The organism is Saccharothrix sp. CB00851 (assembly GCF_001905065.1).
Classification (GTDB): Bacteria; Actinomycetota; Actinomycetes; order Mycobacteriales; family Pseudonocardiaceae; genus Actinosynnema.
In genome coordinates, this window is sequence record NZ_LWLC01000007.1 from 166,120 (window position 1) to 183,221 (window position 17,102).

A 17,102-nucleotide genomic window follows, 5' to 3' on the forward strand; every position below is an offset into this window, starting at 1 on the left:
GTTTTACACGTGTCTGACGACGGCAAACTTCGCGACTACCTCAAGCGGGCCATCGCCGACGCACGGGAGGCACGCAGGCGCCTGAAGGAGGTCGAGGACGCCAACCACGAGCCGATCGCGATCGTGGGGATGGCGTGTCGGTACCCGGGTGGTGTGCGTTCGCCGGAGGACTTGTGGAACCTGGTCCGTGGTGAGGTGGATGCGGTTTCGGGGTTCCCGGTGGATCGTGGTTGGCGGGTCGAGGAGTTGTTCGATCCGGATCCGGACAGTGCGGGTCACAGTTATGTGCGTGAGGGTGGGTTCCTGTACGACGCGGATCAGTTCGATGCGGGCTTTTTCGGGATGTCGCCGCGTGAGGCTCTTGCGACGGATCCGCAGCAGCGGTTGTTGTTGGAGACGGCGTGGGAGGCGTTCGAGAGTGCGGGTATTGCTCCGACGTCGTTGCGGGGCAGCAAGACCGGTGTGTTCGCCGGTGTCATGTACAACGACTACGGCTCGCGCCTGCGCACCCCGCCGGAGGACTTCGAGGGCTACCTCCTGAGCGGTAGCGCGGGCAGTGTCGCGTCCGGGCGGGTGTCCTACACGTTCGGGTTCGAAGGGCCCGCGGTCTCGGTGGACACGGCGTGCTCGTCGTCCCTGGTGGCCCTGCACCTGGCCGCCCAGTCGCTGCGCAACGGCGAGTGCGACCTGGCGCTGGCCGGCGGTGTGACCGTGATGTCCTCGCCCGCTTCGTTCATCGAGTTCTCGCGTCAGCGGGGGTTGGCACCGGATGGTCGGTGCAAGCCGTTCGCGGCGGCGGCGGACGGTACGGGTTGGGCCGAGGGTGTGGGCTTGTTGTTGGTGGAGCGTCTTTCGGACGCCCAGCGCAACGGCCACCAGGTGTTGGCGGTGATCCGGGGTTCGGCGGTGAACCAGGACGGCGCTTCCAACGGCCTCACCGCGCCGAACGGCCCCTCGCAGCGCCGGGTCATCCGGCAGGCGCTGACCAACGCCCGCCTGGACACGTCCGATGTGGACGTCGTCGAGGCGCACGGGACCGGCACGCCGCTGGGCGACCCGATCGAAGCCCAGGCCCTGCTCGCCACCTACGGCAAGGACCGGCCGCGCGACCGTCCGCTGTGGCTCGGCTCGTTGAAGTCCAACATCGGCCACCCCCAGGCGGCGGCCGGTGTCGGCGGTGTGATCAAGATGGTGCAGGCGATGCGGCACGGCGTGCTGCCCAAGAGCCTGCACGTGGACGAACCGTCACCGCACGTGGACTGGTCGGTGGGCGCGGTCGAACTGCTCACCGAAGCCCGGCCCTGGCCGGAGACCGAGGTCAGGCGTGCCGCGGTGTCGTCGTTCGGCATCAGCGGCACCAACGCCCACGTCATCCTCGAACAGCCGCCGGTGGCCGAGGACGCGCCGGAACCGGGCACGCCGCCGTCCGCCGTGCCGTGGGTGGTGTCCGCACGCGGCGACGAAGCGTTGCGGGCGCAGGCGGAGCGGCTGCTGGCGGCGGTGGGTGACCAAGAGCCGGTGGACGTCGGCTTCTCGCTCGCCACGACCCGCGCGGTCCTGCCGAACCGGGCCGTCGTGGTCGTCACCGACCGCGAGAGCGCGCAGGCCGGCCTGGACGCGCTGGTCCGGGGCGAGCCCGTGCCGAACGTCGTCACCGGCGCCGCGGCCCTGTCCGGCAAGACGGTGTTCGTGTTCCCCGGCCAGGGTTCGCAGTGGGCGGGCATGGGCGCGGAGCTGCTGGACTCGGCGCCGGTGTTCGCCCGCCGGATGGCCGAGTGCGCCGAGGCCCTCGCACCGCACGTGGACTGGTCGCTGCTCGACGTGGTGCGGCAGGCTCCCGGTGCGCCCTCGCTCGACCGCGTGGACGTCGTCCAGCCGGTGACCTTCGCGATGATGGTGTCGCTGGCCGCGCTGTGGCGTTCGCTCGGCGTCGAGCCGGACGCGGTGGTCGGCCACTCGCAGGGCGAGGTGGCCGCGGCGTGCGTCGCCGGTGCGCTGTCGCTCGCGGACGCGGCGAAGGTCGTGGCACTGCGCAGCAAGGTGATCGCGGCCGGGCTCGCGGGCCGCGGCGGCATGATGTCCGTGGCGCTGTCCGAGCAGGACGTCCTGCCCCGGCTGGGTGACGGGCTCGAACTGGCCGCGGTGAACGGGCCGAGGTCGGTCGTCGTCGCGGGCGACCCGGCGGCACTGGACGAACTCCACGCCCGCTGCCAGGCCGAGGACATCCGGGCCCGCCGGGTGCCGGTGGACTATGCCTCGCACACCTCGCACGTGGAGAGCATCGAGCAGGACCTGCTCACCGTGCTGGCCGGGCTCGAACCGCGCTCGCCGGAGATCCCGTTCTACTCGACCGTGGACGGCGAGTGGCTGACCGTTCCCGTCGATGCCCGCTACTGGTACCGCAACCTGCGGCAGCGCGTGGGCTTCGCCGGTGCGGTCCGGGCACTCGCCGAGCAGGACCACCGGGCGTTCATCGAAGTCAGCACGCACCCGGTGCTGACGATGAGCGTGCAGGACGCGGTCGAGGCGCACGAGCACGGCGGCACGGTCGTCACCGGCACGTTGCGGCGTGACGAGGGCGGGCTCGACCGGTTCCTCGCCTCGGTGGCCGAGGCGTTCGCCGGCGGTGTCGCGGTGGACTGGGCGCGGTGCTTCACCGACAGCGGCGCGCGGCGGGTCGAGCTGGCGACCTACGCGTTCCAGCACGAGCGGTACTGGCTGGAGGACCGCGCCGGCGCGGGCGACGTCGCCTCGGTCGGCCTGTGGTCGACCAGGCACCCGTTGCTGGGCGCCGCCGTGGACCTGGCCGACGGCGCGGGCGTGGTGCTCACCGGACGGCTGTCCACGGCGACGCACCCGTGGCTGGCCGACCACGCGGTGGCGGGCTCGGTGCTGCTGCCCGGCACCGCGTTCGTCGAGCTGGCCGTGCGGGCGGGTGAGCAGGTCGGCTGCGACCGGGTCGAGGACCTCGCGCTCACCGCGCCGCTCGTGCTGCCCGAGAACGCCGGTGTCGCGGTGCAGGTGGTCGTCGGCGAGGCCGACGAGCGCGGACGCCGTCCGCTGAGCGTGTTCTCCCGACCGGACGGCGACGAGCAACCGTGGCGACCGCACGCCGAAGGACGGCTCGCGCCGACCACCGACCACGCGCCCGAAGGGCTCGCGGTGTGGCCGCCGTCCGGTGCGGAGGAAGTCGACCTCGACGGCGCCTACGACCGGCTGGCCGAGCAGGGCTACGGGTACGGCCCGGTGTTCCGGGGCCTGCGGCGGGCGTGGCGCGCGGTGGACGAGGTCTACGCCGAGGTCGAGCTGCCCGCGGGCGCCGACGCGGCTGACTTCGTCCTGCACCCGGCGTTGCTGGACGCCGCCCTGCACCCCCTGCTGCCCGGTGTGGTCGACCCGGACGGAACGCCGTGGCTGCCGTTCGCCTTCTCCGGGGTGACGGTGCACGCGATCGGCGCGTCGGTGCTGCGGGTCGCCCTGTCCCCGATCACGAGTGACCCGGACGGTTCGGTGGTCCGGGTGCTCGTCGCCGACGGTGCCGGCGCGCCCGTCGCCGAGGTGGAGCGACTCTCCCTGCGCCCGCTGGACACCGGCGCGGTGCGGCAGGCCCGGACCGCGCGGGACGGCCTGTTCGAGGCCGCGTGGACGCCGGTGCCCGCCGGACAGCCCGACGAGTCGTCGTGGGCCGCGGTGGGCGACGTGCCGCAGGTCCGGGAGGCGTTCCCGGAGCTGACCGCCGTGGCCGACGGCGGGCACACGCCCGACGTCGTGGTGCTCGCGCTGACCGCGACCTCCGACGGCGACCTGCCCGAGCGGGCACGTGCCGCGACGCACCACGCGTTCGAGGCGGTGCGGACGTGGCTGGCCGACGAGCGGTTCGCCTCGTCCCGGCTCGTGGTGCTCACCCGCGGCGCGATCGGCGTGGGCGACGAGGGCGTGACCGACCTCGCGCACGCCGGCGTCTGGGGCCTGGTGCGCAGCGCGCAGTCCGAGCACCCGGGCCGGTTCACGCTGGTCGACACCGACGACGACGCGCGCTCGCACGAGCTGCTGCGCGCGGCGGTCGGCAGCGGTGAGCCGCAGGTGGCGCTGCGGGCGGGCGAGCTGTTCGTGCCCCGGCTGACCAGGCCGGGCCGCGACGGGGCGGAGGCGCCGGACTGGGGTGCCGGTGCGGTGCTGGTCACCGGTGCGACCGGCGCCCTCGGCACGATCCTGGCCCGGCACCTGGTCACCGAGCACGGCGCACGTCGGCTGGTGCTGCTGAGCCGTCGCGGCCTGGAGGCGGCCGGTGCGGTCGAGCTGCGGGACGAGCTGACCGCGCTGGGTGCGGAGGTCGTGGTCGCGGCGTGCGACGTGGCTGATCGGGAGTCGTTGGCGGCGGTGTTGGCGGAACACCCGGTGACCGCCGTGGTGCACACGGCCGGTGTGCTCGATGACGGTGTGCTGACGTCGTTGACGCCCGACCAGATCGACCGGGTGCTGCGGCCGAAGATCGACGCGGCCTGGCACCTGCACGAGCTGACCCGCGACCTGCAGCTGTCCGCGTTCATCCTCTACTCCTCGATGGCGGGACTGCTCGGCACGGCCGGTCAGGCGAACTACGCGGCGGGCAACACCTTCCTGGACGCGTTGGCGCGACACCGCCGCTCGCTGGGGCTGCCCGCCACGTCGTTGGGCTGGGGCCTGTGGGAACAGGCCGGTGGCATGACCGGCCACCTCGGCGAGCTCGACCTGCGCCGGATGGCCCGCGCCGGGCTGCCCGCGCTGCGCACCGAGGACGCGATGGCGTTGTTCGACGCCGCGCTCACCAACGGCGAGCCGGTGCTGGCCGCCACCGGGCTGGACACCCGCGCCCTGCGCGACCGGGGTGACGACGTGCCCGCCCTGCTGCGCGGCCTGGTCGGTGCGCCCACCCGGCGCGCCACGGCGGCGGGGCACCAGTCCACGTCGTTCGCCCTGCGGCTGGCTTCGCTGCCCGCCGCCGAACGGGAACGCGAGGTGGTCGACGTGGTGCGCGGCCGGGTGGCCGCGGTGCTCGGGCACGCGACCCCGGACGCCGTCGGCCCGGACCGCCCGTTCAAGGAGTTCGGCCTGGACTCGCTGACCGCCGTCGAGCTGCGCAACCAGCTGTCCGCCGCGACCGACCTGCGCCTGCCGACGACCCTGGTCTTCGACCACCCGACACCGCGTGCGGTCGCCCGTCACCTGCTGTCCGAGCTGGTCGGCGACGAGCCCGACGTGGTCACCGCCCAGACCACCGCCGACGCGCTCGACCCGATCGCGATCGTGGGGATGGCGTGTCGGTACCCGGGTGGTGTGCGTTCGCCGGAGGACTTGTGGAACCTGGTCCGTGGTGAGGTGGATGCGGTTTCGGGGTTCCCGGTGGATCGTGGTTGGCGGGTCGAGGAGTTGTTCGATCCGGATCCGGACAGTGCGGGTCACAGTTATGTGCGTGAGGGTGGGTTCCTGTACGACGCTGATCAGTTCGATGCCGGGTTTTTCGGGATGTCGCCGCGTGAGGCCCTTGCGACGGATCCGCAGCAGCGGTTGTTGTTGGAGACGGCGTGGGAGGCGTTCGAGAGTGCGGGTATTGCTCCGACGTCGTTGCGGGGCAGCAAGACCGGTGTGTTCGCCGGTGTCATGTACAGCGACTACGCCGGCCGCCTGCCCTCGGTTCCCCAGGAGGTCGAGGGCTATCTCCTGAGCGGAAGCGCGGGCAGCGTGGCGTCGGGCCGCGTGTCTTACACGTTCGGGTTCGAGGGTCCGGCGGTCACGGTCGACACCGCGTGCTCGTCGTCGTTGGTGGCACTGCACTTGGCGGCGAACGCGCTGCGCAGCGGTGAGTGCGACCTGGCGCTGGCCGGTGGTGTGTCGGTCATGGCGAGCCCCGGCGCGTTCGTGGAGTTCTCGCGTCAGCGGGGGTTGGCTCCGGATGGTCGGTGCAAGCCGTTCGCGGCGGCGGCGGACGGTACGGGTTGGGCCGAGGGTGTGGGCTTGTTGTTGGTGGAGCGTCTTTCGGACGCCCAGCGCAACGGCCACCAGGTGTTGGCGGTGATCCGGGGTTCGGCGGTGAACCAGGACGGTGCCTCGAACGGCCTCACCGCGCCGAACGGGCCGTCACAGCAGAAGCTGATCCAGCAGGCGTTGGCCGGAGCGCGACTCACGGCGTCCGATGTGGACGTCCTGGAGGCGCACGGCACCGGTACGCGACTCGGTGACCCGATCGAGGCGCAGGCGGTGATCGCCACCTACGGCAAGGACCGCCCGCAGGACCGTCCACTGTGGCTGGGTTCGTTGAAGTCCAACATCGGGCACACGCAGGCGGCGGCCGGTGTGGCGGGTGTGATCAAGATGGTGCAGGCGATGAGGCACGGCGTGCTGCCCCGGACGTTGCACGTGGACGAACCTTCGCCGCACGTGGACTGGTCGTCGGGTGCGGTGGAGCTGCTCACCGAGGCCCGGCCGTGGCCGGAGATGGACCGGCCGCGTCGTGCCGCGGTGTCGTCGTTCGGCATCAGCGGCACCAACGCCCACGTCATCCTCGAACAGCCGCCCGCCCAGGCCGAGCCGGTGGCCACGACCACGCTGCCCGCGGTGCCGTGGCTGCTGTCGGCGAAGAGCGAGGCCGCGTTGCGCGACCAGGCGCGGCGCCTGCTGGAGACCGTGACGCGGCCGGAGGTCGAGCCGGTCGACGCGGCGTGGACGCTCGCCGCCGGCCGTGCGCCGCTGGAGCACCGCGCGGCCGTGGTCGCCCGCGACCGTGACGAGGCGCTGGCCGGGTTGCGCGCCGTGGCCACCGGTGAACCGGGACCGGTGCGGGGCGTGCGCGGCGACGGCAAGCTCGCGTTCCTGTTCACCGGGCAGGGCGCGCAGCGGCTCGGGATGGGACGCGAGCTGCACGACGCGTTCCCGGCGTTCGCCGAGGCGTTCGACGCGGTGTGCGCCGAGCTCGACCCGCTGCTCGACCAACCTCTCCGCGACGTCGTGTTCGGCGACGACCGCGACCTGCTCGACCGGACCGCCTGGGCGCAGCCCGCGCTGTTCGCGCTGGAGGTCGCGCTGTTCCGGCTGGTGGAGTCGTGGGGCGTGCGGCCGGACTTCCTCGCGGGCCACTCGGTCGGCGAGCTGACCGCCGCGCACGTCGCCGGCGTGCTGTCCCTGCCCGACGCGGCCGTCCTCGTCGCCACGCGGGCCCGGTTGATGCAGGCACAGCCGCAGGGCGGGGCGATGATCGCCCTGGAAGCCACCGAGGGCGAGGTGTTGCCGCTGCTGGGCGACGCGGTCGGCATCGCGGCGGTCAACGGGCCGTCGTCCGTGGTCGTGTCCGGTGCCGAGGACGCCGCCCAGGCCATCGCGGACGAGTTCGCGGCGCAGGGCCGCAAGACCAAGCGGCTGCCGGTCAGCCACGCGTTCCACTCCGCGCACATGGACGGGATGCTCGCCGAGTTCGGCCGCGTCGCCGCCGGTCTCGACTACCGCTCGCCTCGCATGCCGGTCGTCTCCAACGTGACCGGTGAGGTCGCCGACGCCGACCTGCTGGCCACCCCGGGCTACTGGGTGCGGCACGTGCGTGACGCGGTCCGGTTCGCCGACGGGGTGGCGACGCTGGCCGCGCAGGGCGTCACGGCGTTCCTGGAGCTGGGACCGGACGGTGTGCTCAGCGCGCTGGCCCAGGAGACGCTGATCAGCGACGAACGGGTGTCCGCCGCGCTGCGCCGGGGCCGGGACGAGTCCCGTCAGCTGGTGGAGGCGCTGGCCGAGCTGCACACGTCGGGCGTCGAGGTCGACTGGTCGGCCTTCTTCGCGGGCAGCGGCGCCCGGCACGTGACCCTGCCGACCTACGCGTTCCGCCGGCAGCGGTACTGGCTGGACCTGCCGTCCGGCCGCCCGGAGGACGCGGGGTCGGACCACCCGCTGCTCGGCGCACCCGTCGCCGCCGCCGCGGACGGCGGTGTGCTGTTCACCCGTCGCCTCGGCGCCGACGACCTGCCGTGGCTCGACCCGGCCGGCCACGCGGCCGTGCTGCCCGCCACCGCGCTGGTGGAACTGGCGTTGCGGGCGGGCGAGGAGGTCGGTTGCCCGGTCGTGGCGGAACTGTCCGTGCAGGCGCCCGTGGTGCTGCCCTCCGGTGAGGACGTCACCCTCCAGGTTGACGTCGGCGCCCCGGACGACTCCGGCCGACGCAAGCTGGTCGTGTACGGCCGCACCGATGGCGCGCCGTGGACCCGGCACGCCGAGGGCGTGATCGGCCACGACGCCGACGAACCGCGCGAGACCGGCGACGGCGGACCGGAGGTGCGGCTGCCGGACGAGCTCCTGCCGTCCGCGGCCCGGTTCGGCCTGCACCCGGTGCTGCTGGACGCGGCGGTGCGCGGCCTGGCCGGTACCGCACCCGAAGGGCACCACCGGGTGCCGACCGAGTGGCGTGGCGTGCGCCTGCACACGATCGGCGCGCACACCGTGCGGGTCGCGGGCGGTGCGGGCGTGCGGCTCACCGACGAGGCCGGTCGGGTCGTGCTGACCGCCGCCGCGGTGGAGTTCCGCGACGTCGCGGACGACGAGTTCACCGTCGAGGGACGCCTGTTCGAGCGGACATGGCTGCCGCAGCCGCTGCCCGAGGCCGGTGCCGTGCGGTGGGGCCTGCTGGGCGAGGTCCCGGTCGACCTGCCGGGCGCGCCGCGGTTCGACGACGTGGCGGCGGTGCGGGAGGCGGCGTCCTCGGTGGATGCCGTGCTGGCCGCGCTGACCACTTCCGACGACCCGGCGGACGTGCCGGGTTCGGTCGCCCGCACCGCGCACCGGGCGCTGTCCGCGGCCCGGGAGTGGGTGGCCGACGACGGCCTGGCGGGCGTCCGACTCGTGCTCGTGACGCGCGGTTCGGCCGTCTCCGAGGAGCCGGCGGCGGCGGTGGCGTGGGACCTGCTCGTCGCGCTCCAGCAGGAGGCGCCCGGTCGGCTCCAGCTGGTCGACCTCGACCTCGACCTCGACGGCGACACGTCGGCGCTCGACGCGGTCGTGGGTTCGGGTGAGCCGCAGGTGCTGCTGCGCGCGGGCAAGGCGTCCGTGCCGAGCATCGAGGGCGTGCCGGTCACCGCGGGCGACGACCAGCCGTGGCGGCCGGACGGCACGGTGCTGGTGAGCGGCGGTGCGTTGGGCGCGGTGATCGCTCGGCACCTCGTCACCGGGCACGGCGTCACACGGGTGCTGCTGACCGGGGGAGCGGAGCGGGCGGACACCGCCGAGCTGACCGCCCTCGGCGCGACCGTCACCACCGCCGACCGTGACGGCCTTGCCGCTGCCATCGCGGGCCTGCCGGACGAGTACCCGCTGACCGGCGTGGTGCACGTCGCGGGTGAGCGGGACACCGCGCGGGAGGCGTTCGGCCCTGAGCAGCTGGACCGGGTCCTGCACGCCGACGTGGCCGCGGCGTGGCACCTGCACGAGCTGACCCGTGACCGCGACCTGGCGGCGTTCGTGCTCCTCGCACCGCTCGCGGGCACGCCCGCCGACGCGGTCCGCGCCGGTTTCCTCGACGCCCTGGCACGTCACCGCCTCGCCGCCGGGCTACCCGCGGTCTCGATCGCGCGCGGCCCGTGGCGCGGCGTGGACGACCGGCCCGGCGCACGGCCGACGAGCCTGCGCGACGGCTTGGCGGCCTTCGACCGGGCGGTCGCGGCGAACCGGCCCGCGGTGGCGCTGATCATCCCGGAGGAACGGTCGGTGCGCGCGCTCGGCGTGGTCCCACCCGCGCTGCGCGACCTGCTCCGCACTGCGCAACGCCGTACGGCGGACGCACCGGGCAGGCCGCTGGGCGAGCGGCTCGACGGCCTCTCGCCCGACGACCGGCGCCGTGCCGTGGTCGAGTTCGTCGGCGCGGAGGTCGCGGCCGTCCTGGGCCACGGCTCGGCCGACGGGATCGGGCTGGAGCAGCCGTTCCAGGACCTCGGCTTCGACTCGTTGACCGCGGTCAACCTGCGCAACCGGCTCAAGAGCGCCACCGGGGTGGAACTGCCGGTGACGCTGGTGTTCGACCACCCCACGCCCGCCGCGCTCGCCGAGCACCTGCTCGACCGGCTCGCGGGCGGTGACGGCGCGTCCGTGCTGGCCGAGGTCGACCGGCTGGAGGAGCTGGTCGACTCGGTGGCCGACGAACGGCTGCGCGGGTCGGTGGTCGAGCGCCTGAACGCGTTGCTGGCCCGGTGGAACGGCGTGCCGGAGCGGCGTGACGAGACCGACACCGTGGCGGACCTCGACGGCGTGTCGACCGACGAGCTGTTCGCCTTCATCGACAACCAGCTCGGCCGGGCGGACTGACCATGGAGGAGACAGTGGTGGCCAAGGAAGAGAAGCTGGCCGAGTACCTGAAGCGGGTCACCGCCGACCTGGTGAAGACCCGGCAGCGGGTGGCGGACCTGGAGGCGGAGCGGCAGGAGCCGATCGCGATCGTCGGCATGGCCTGCCGCTACCCCGGCGGCGTCCGGTCGCCGGAGGACCTGTGGCGGCTGGTGGTCGAGGAGCGCGACGCCGTCACCGAGTGGCCCGCCGACCGCGGTTGGGACGTCGACGCGCTGTACGACCCCGACCCGGACAAGCCGGGCAAGACCTACGCCCGCACCGGCGGGTTCCTCGACGACGCCACGATGTTCGACGCGGGCTTCTTCGGCATCTCGCCCCGTGAGGCGCGGTCGATGGACCCGCAGCACCGCGTGCTGCTGGAAACCGCGTGGGAGGTCTTCGAGCGGGCGGGCATCGACCCCGGCACGCTCAAGGGCAGCAACACGGGCGTCTACGTCGGCGTGCCCGAGGAGACCTACCTGGGGCTCACCGCGCCCGAGGAGTTCGAGGGCTACCTGATGACCAGCAAGCTGGGCAGCGCGGCGTCCGGCCGGGTGGCGTACGCGCTCGGGCTGGAAGGACCCGCCGTCACGCTGGACACCGCGTGCTCGTCGTCGCTGGTCGCCCTGCACCTCGCCGTGCAGGCACTGCGCCAGGGTGACGTGGAACTGGCCGTGGCGGGCGGTGTCACCGTCTACGGCCACCCCGGCGGGTACGTGGACTTCTCCCGCCAGCGCGGGCTGTCGGCCGACGGCCGCTGCAAGTCGTTCGCCGCCACGGCGGACGGCACCGGCTGGGCGGAGGGCGTGGGCCTGCTGCTCGTGGAACGGCTGTCCGACGCGCGCCGCCACGGCCACCGGGTGCTGGCGGTCGTGCGCGGCACGGCGATCAACCAGGACGGCGCGTCCAACGGCCTCACCGCGCCCAGCGGCCCGGCCCAGGAGCGGGTGATCCGGCAGGCGCTGGCCGCCGCCCGGCTGGCACCGTCCGATGTGGACGTGGTGGAGGCGCACGGCACCGGCACCCGGCTCGGCGACCCGATCGAGGCGCGGGCGCTGATCGCCACCTACGGCCAGGGCAGGCGGCGGCCGCTGTGGCTGGGTTCGCTCAAGTCCAACATCGGCCACACCGTCACCGCCGCCGGTGTGGGCGGTGTGATCAAGATGGTCCAGGCCATGCGGCACGGCGTGCTGCCCAGGACGCTGCACGTGGACGAGCCGACGCCGTTCGTGGACTGGTCGCAGGGCGCCGTGGAGCTGCTCACGTCCGCGCGGCCGTGGCCGGAGACCGGTGCGCCGCGCCGGGCGGGCGTGTCGTCGTTCGGCGTGAGCGGCACCAACGCGCACGTCGTGCTGGAACAGGCCCCGGCACCCGAGGACCCGGAGCCGGAACCGACCGCCCCGCCCGTCGTCACGTGGGTGCTGTCGGCCAAGACCCCCGAGGCGCTGCGCGACCAGGCCCGGAGGCTGGCGTCGTCCGCCGCCTCGGCCAACCCGGTCGACGTGGCCCGCTCGCTGGCCACCACCCGGGCCGCGCTGCCCGAACGCGCGGCGGTCGTCGCCGCCGACCGTGACGGGTTGCTGGACCGGTTGCGCGCGTTGGCCGAGGACGAACCCGTACCGGGTGTCGTGCGTGGCCGGGCGGCGCGGACCGACCCGGAGGTCGCGTTCGTGTTCCCCGGGCAGGGCACGCAGTGGGTCGGCATGGCGGTCGGGCTGCTGGACTCCGCGCCCGCGTTCCGCGAGCGGGTCGCCGAGTGCGGCAAGGCGTTGGCGCCGTTCGTGGACTGGTCGCTGGAGGACGTGCTGCGCGGCCGGGACGGCGCGCCGCCGCTGGACCGGGTGGACGTGGTGCAGCCCGCGCTGTGGGCCGTGATGGTGTCCCTGGCGCACCTGTGGCGTGAGCACGGCGTGCGGCCGTCCGCCGTGGTCGGGCACTCGCAGGGCGAGATCGCGGCGGCGTGCGTGGCGGGCATCCTGTCGCTGGACGACGCGGCACGCGTGGTGGCGTTGCGCAGCCAGGCGATCCGGCGGGTGCTCGCCGGTCTCGGCGGCATGGCGTCGATCGCGCTGGACGCCGACACCGTCCGCGCCCGCATCGCGCCGTGGCGGGACGAACTGCAGGTGGCCGCCGTCAACGGACCGCGGTCGGTGGTCGTGTCGGGTGCGTCGGGACCGCTGGACGAGCTGCTGGGCGCGTTGGAGGCGGAGGAGGTCCGGGTCCGCCGGGTGCCGGTGGACTACGCGTCGCACTCCGCGCACGTCGAACTGCTGCGCGACGAGCTGGCCGAGCTGCTCGCACCGGTCCGCCCCGGCGAGGCGGAGATCCCGTTCCTGTCCACGGTGACCGGCGCGTGGGTCGACGGTCCCGAGCTGGACGCCGGCTACTGGTACCGCAACCTGCGGCAGACCGTCGAGCTGGCACCGGCCGTCCGCGCGCTCGCCGACCGCGGGTTCGGCCTGTTCGTGGAGGTGAGCCCGCACCCGGTGCTGACCGGCGCGATCCAGGACACCGTGGACGACGCGGGCCGGGACGCGGCGGCGATCGGGTCGCTGCGGCGCGACGAAGGCGGCCTCGACCGCTTCTGGACGTCGCTGGCCGAGGCGCACGTGCGCGGCGCGCGGCTGGACTGGGATGCGGCCTTCCCCGGCGGGCGGGTGGTCGACCTGCCGACCTACCCGTTCCAGCGGGAGCGGTACTGGTACTCGTCGGCGGCCTCGACCGCGGACGCCGACGGGCTCGGCCTGCGCGCGGCGGAGCACCCGCTGCTGGGCGCGGCCGTCGCCGTGGCGGGGTCCGACGAGGTGCTGTTCACCGGCAGGCTGGCGGTGTCGGCGCACCGGTGGCTGGCCGACCACGAGGCGCACGGCTCGGTGGTGCTGCCCGGGTCGGCGCTGGTCGAGCTGGCGGTGCGGGCGGGTGACGAGTTCGGCTGCACCGCGGTGGAGGAGCTGGACGTCGTGGCGCCTCTGGTGTTCCCGGCGGGTGGCGGCCTGCACGTGCAGCTCAAGGTCGGGGCCCCGGACGCGGACGGTGGGCGCGCGTTCGCCGTGCACGCCCGGCCCGATGGCGGTGAGGCGTCGTGGACCCTGCACGCGACCGGTCGGCTCGCCGTCCACGGCCCCGACGAGGGCTTCGACCTCACCGAGTGGCCGCCCGCGGACGCCGAGCAAGCCTCGTCGGGTGTGTGGCGGCGTGGCGCGGAGGTGTTCGCCGAGGTCGAGCTGCCCGCCGGTGTCGACGCCACCGGCTACGGGCTGCACCCGGCGTTGCTCGACGCGGCGTTGCGCGCCCTCGGCGGCCCCGGGATCACCACGACCCGGTGGCGCGGCCTGCGCCTGCACGCCTCGGGCGCCACGGCGGTGCGCGCCCGGCTGCGGCCGACCGACGGTGCAGCGGCGGCGTTGTGGCTCGCCGACCGCACCGGGCGTCCGGTCGCGTCGGCGGAAGTGGCCTGGCGGCCCCTCACCGCCGCCGAGGTGACCGTCGCGGGCGCGCGGCACCACGACTCGCTGTTCCGCCTGGAGTGGACGCCGTCGCGGCCGAGCCGGTCGGGTGTCGAGCCGCGGCTGGCCGTGCTGGGTGACGTGCTCACCGAGGCCGTTCCCGACGCGCTGCGGGACGTGGAGCGGTTCCGCGACGTGCCCGGTGTCGCCAAGGCCGTCGAGTCGGGCACGGCGCCGGACGCGGTCGTCGTGGTCGTACCGCCGTCCGGTCACGACGTGGTCGGCGAGGTGCACGACCTGACCCGCCGGGTGCTCAGGCTGGCGCAGGACTGGCTGCCCGACGACCGGCTCACCGGCACCAGTCTCGTCGTGGTCACATCCGGTGCGGTGGGCGGCGCCGACCTCGCCGCCGCCTCGGTGTGGGGCCTGCTGCGCTCGGCCCAGGCCGAGTCGCCGGGCCGGATCACCCTGGTCGACCTCGACGGCACCGACGAGTCGTGGGGGCTGCTCGCCGCCGCCGTGACGTCCGGTGAGCCGCAGCTGTCCATCACGGGCGGTCGGGTCACCGTGCCGCTGCTGCGCCGCGTGACGCCGCCCGCCGCGTCGGCCGAACCCCGGTGGAACCCCGACGGGACCGTGCTGATCACCGGCGGTACCGGCATGTTGGGCGCGTTGTTCGCCCGGCACCTCGCCGCCGAGCACGGTGTGCGGCACCTGCTGCTGGTGAGCAGGCGCGGCCGGGAGGCGGCGGGCGCCGACGAGCTGGCGGCCGACCTGACCGCGCTCGGCGCCCGCGTCACCATCGCGGCCTGCGACACCGGCGACCGGGCGGCGCTGGCCGCGTTGCTGGCCGACGTGCCCGCGGAGCTGCCGCTGACCGGTGTCGTGCACGCGGCCGGTGTGCTGGACGACGGCCTGATCCCGTCGCTGACCCCGGAACGGCTGGCCGCCGTGCTCGCGCCGAAGGTGGACGCCGCCTGGCACCTGCACGAGCTGACCCGGTCGGCGCCGCTGTCCGCGTTCGTGCTGTTCTCCTCGGTCGCGGGCATCATCGGCGGTCCCGGCCAGGCCAACTACGCCGCCGCGAACACGTTCCTGGACGCGCTCGCCGAGCACCGCGCCTCGCTCGGCCTGGCCGCCACATCGGTGGCGTGGGGCCTGTGGGCGCAGGCCGGCGGCATGACCGGGCAACTGGACGAGGCCGACCTCAAGCGCATCGCCCGCGCGGGCTTCCGCCCCATCGAGTCCGACACCGGCACGGCGATCCTCGACACCGCCCTCGGCCTGGGCGCACCGGCGCTCGTGGCCACCCCGTTCGACGCGACCGCGCTGCGCGGCTCCGGTGCCGTGCCGCCGGTCCTGCGGGGCCTGGCCCGCGTGCCCGCCCGGCGCACCGCCCAGGACACCGGCGTGGACGCCACCGCGCTCGCGGCCCGGCTCGCCGGGTTGCCGGAGGCCGAGCAGCGGCGACTGGTGCTGGACGTGGTCCGCGCCGAGACGGCCGTCGTGCTGGGGCACGGCGACCGGAGCGCGATCGACCCCGACCGGACGTTCCCGGAACTGGGCTTCGACTCGCTGACGTCGGTCGAACTGCGCAACCGGCTCGGCACGGCCACCGGGACGAGGCTGCCCGCCACCGCCGTGTTCGACCACCCGACACCCGGTGCGCTCACCGGGTTCCTGCTCGGTGAACTGCTCGACCGGCGGACCGACGCGGCGATCGTCGACTTCGCGGCGGAGGTCGGCCTGGCCGACGACATCGTGCCCGCGGCGGAGGTCGTGGATGTCGTCACGGACCCGGGTGACGTGCTGCTGACCGGCTCGACCGGTTTCCTCGGCGCGTTCCTGCTGCGCGACCTGCTGCGGTCGACCACCGCACGGGTGCGCTGCCTCGTCCGCGGCGAGGACGAGGCCGACGCGTTGCACCGCCTGCGCGCCAACCTGCGGTGGTACCGGGTCGAGTCCGAAGTGGACTTCGAGCGGGTGTCGGTCGTCGTCGGCGACCTGGCCCGGCCGCGGCTCGGGTTGACCGAGGAGGCGTTCGACGCCCTGGCCCGCGAGGTCGACGCCGTCTACCACGCGGGTGCGGCGGTCAACTGGCTGCAGCCGTACACGGCGCTGAAGGCGACCAACGTGACGGGCACCGAGGAGGTGCTCAGGCTCGCCGCCCGGCACCGCACAGTGCCGGTGCACCACATCTCCACGACCGGCGTCTTCGCCAAGCCGATGCCCGAGGGCAGGCCCGCCCGGCCGGACGACCCGATCGGCCCGCCGGAGGAGCTGCCCAACGGCTACACGCAGAGCAAGTGGGTCACCGAGCAGATGCTGGGGCTCGCGTCCGAACGCGGCCTGCCGGTGACGGTGTACCGGGTCGACCTGGTCTCGGGTGATCAGCGCAACGGCGCCTGCCAGACCCGCGACTTCGTCTGGCTCAGCCTGCGCGGCCTGCTCGAAGCGCGAGCCGTGCCCGCGGACCTGGTGGGTGGCTTCCACATGCTGCCGGTGGACTACGTCAGCGCGGCCGTCGTCGCGCTGTCCCGCAAGCCGGCGGTGACCGGGCGGACCCTGCACTTGTACAACCGCAGCGACATGGCCACCGCGGACATCGTCGGCCACCTGCGCTCGTTCGGGTACGAGCTGGCGGAACTGGACCGGGACACCTGGCGCGCCCGCGTCGCGGCGGACCCGGACAACGCCATGACGCCGCTGCTGGACGCGTTCGACATGGTGACCTCGCCCGGTGCCACGGTGTACCCGCCGATCGACGCGAGCGAGACCGAGCAGCTGCTCGCGGAGGACGGCCTGCGCTGCCCGGAGATGACCGTGGACCTGCTGAAGAAGTACGTCGGGTTCTTCGTCGAGGTGGACTACTTCCCGGCCACCTGAGCCACCGTCCCAGGAGGCGCCGCTTCCCGGCGGGCTTCCGTCCACGCCGCGTGCCGCCCGTTTCCCCCAGTGCGGGCGGCACGCGGCTCACTTCTTTTCCCCGGCACGAGAAAACGCCCCGTCGGCAGGTCCGACGGGGCGTCTCGCTTCCCTGTTACAGCGGTGTGTTGCCGTGTTTGCGGCGGGGTGGTTCGGTGCGTTTGTCGCGGAGCACGGCCAGGCCGCGGGCGATGGCGGCGCGGGTGTCGACGGGGTCGATGACGTCGTCGACCAGGCCGTGCTCGGCGGCGTGGTAGGGGTGCATGAGTTCGGCGCGGTAGTCGGCGACGAGGGTGGCGCGGAGTCGGGTGGGGTCGTCGGAGGCGGCGAGTTCGCGTCGGTGCAGGAGGTTGACCGCGCCTTCGGCGCCCATGACGGCGATCTCGTTGGTGGGCC

At 74.3% G+C, this 17,102-nt stretch carries 3 protein-coding genes; 2 read left to right on the forward strand and 1 reads right to left on the reverse strand.

Going from position 1 to position 17,102, the window contains the following annotated elements; genetic code table 11:
• The first annotated feature begins 9 nt into the window (after positions 1-9).
• Positions 10-10,314: a type I polyketide synthase gene (locus A6A25_RS09465; RefSeq protein WP_073887745.1), complete on the forward strand. Its 10,305-nt coding sequence runs from the start codon at positions 10-12 to the stop codon at positions 10,312-10,314.
• Positions 10,315-10,331: 17 nt separating this feature from the next.
• Positions 10,332-16,667 carry a thioester reductase domain-containing protein gene (locus tag A6A25_RS09470; RefSeq protein ID WP_443217047.1) on the forward strand — a complete coding sequence of 2,112 codons (6,336 nt, stop codon included), beginning with the start codon at positions 10,332-10,334 and terminating at the stop codon, positions 16,665-16,667.
• A 154-nt stretch (positions 16,668-16,821) separates the two neighbouring features.
• On the opposite strand, the gene A6A25_RS09475 is transcribed toward A6A25_RS09470, so the two are convergent.
• The coding region (locus A6A25_RS09475; RefSeq protein ID WP_274534298.1) for a carboxyl transferase domain-containing protein at positions 16,822-17,102 on the reverse strand (281 nt) is incomplete at its 5' end.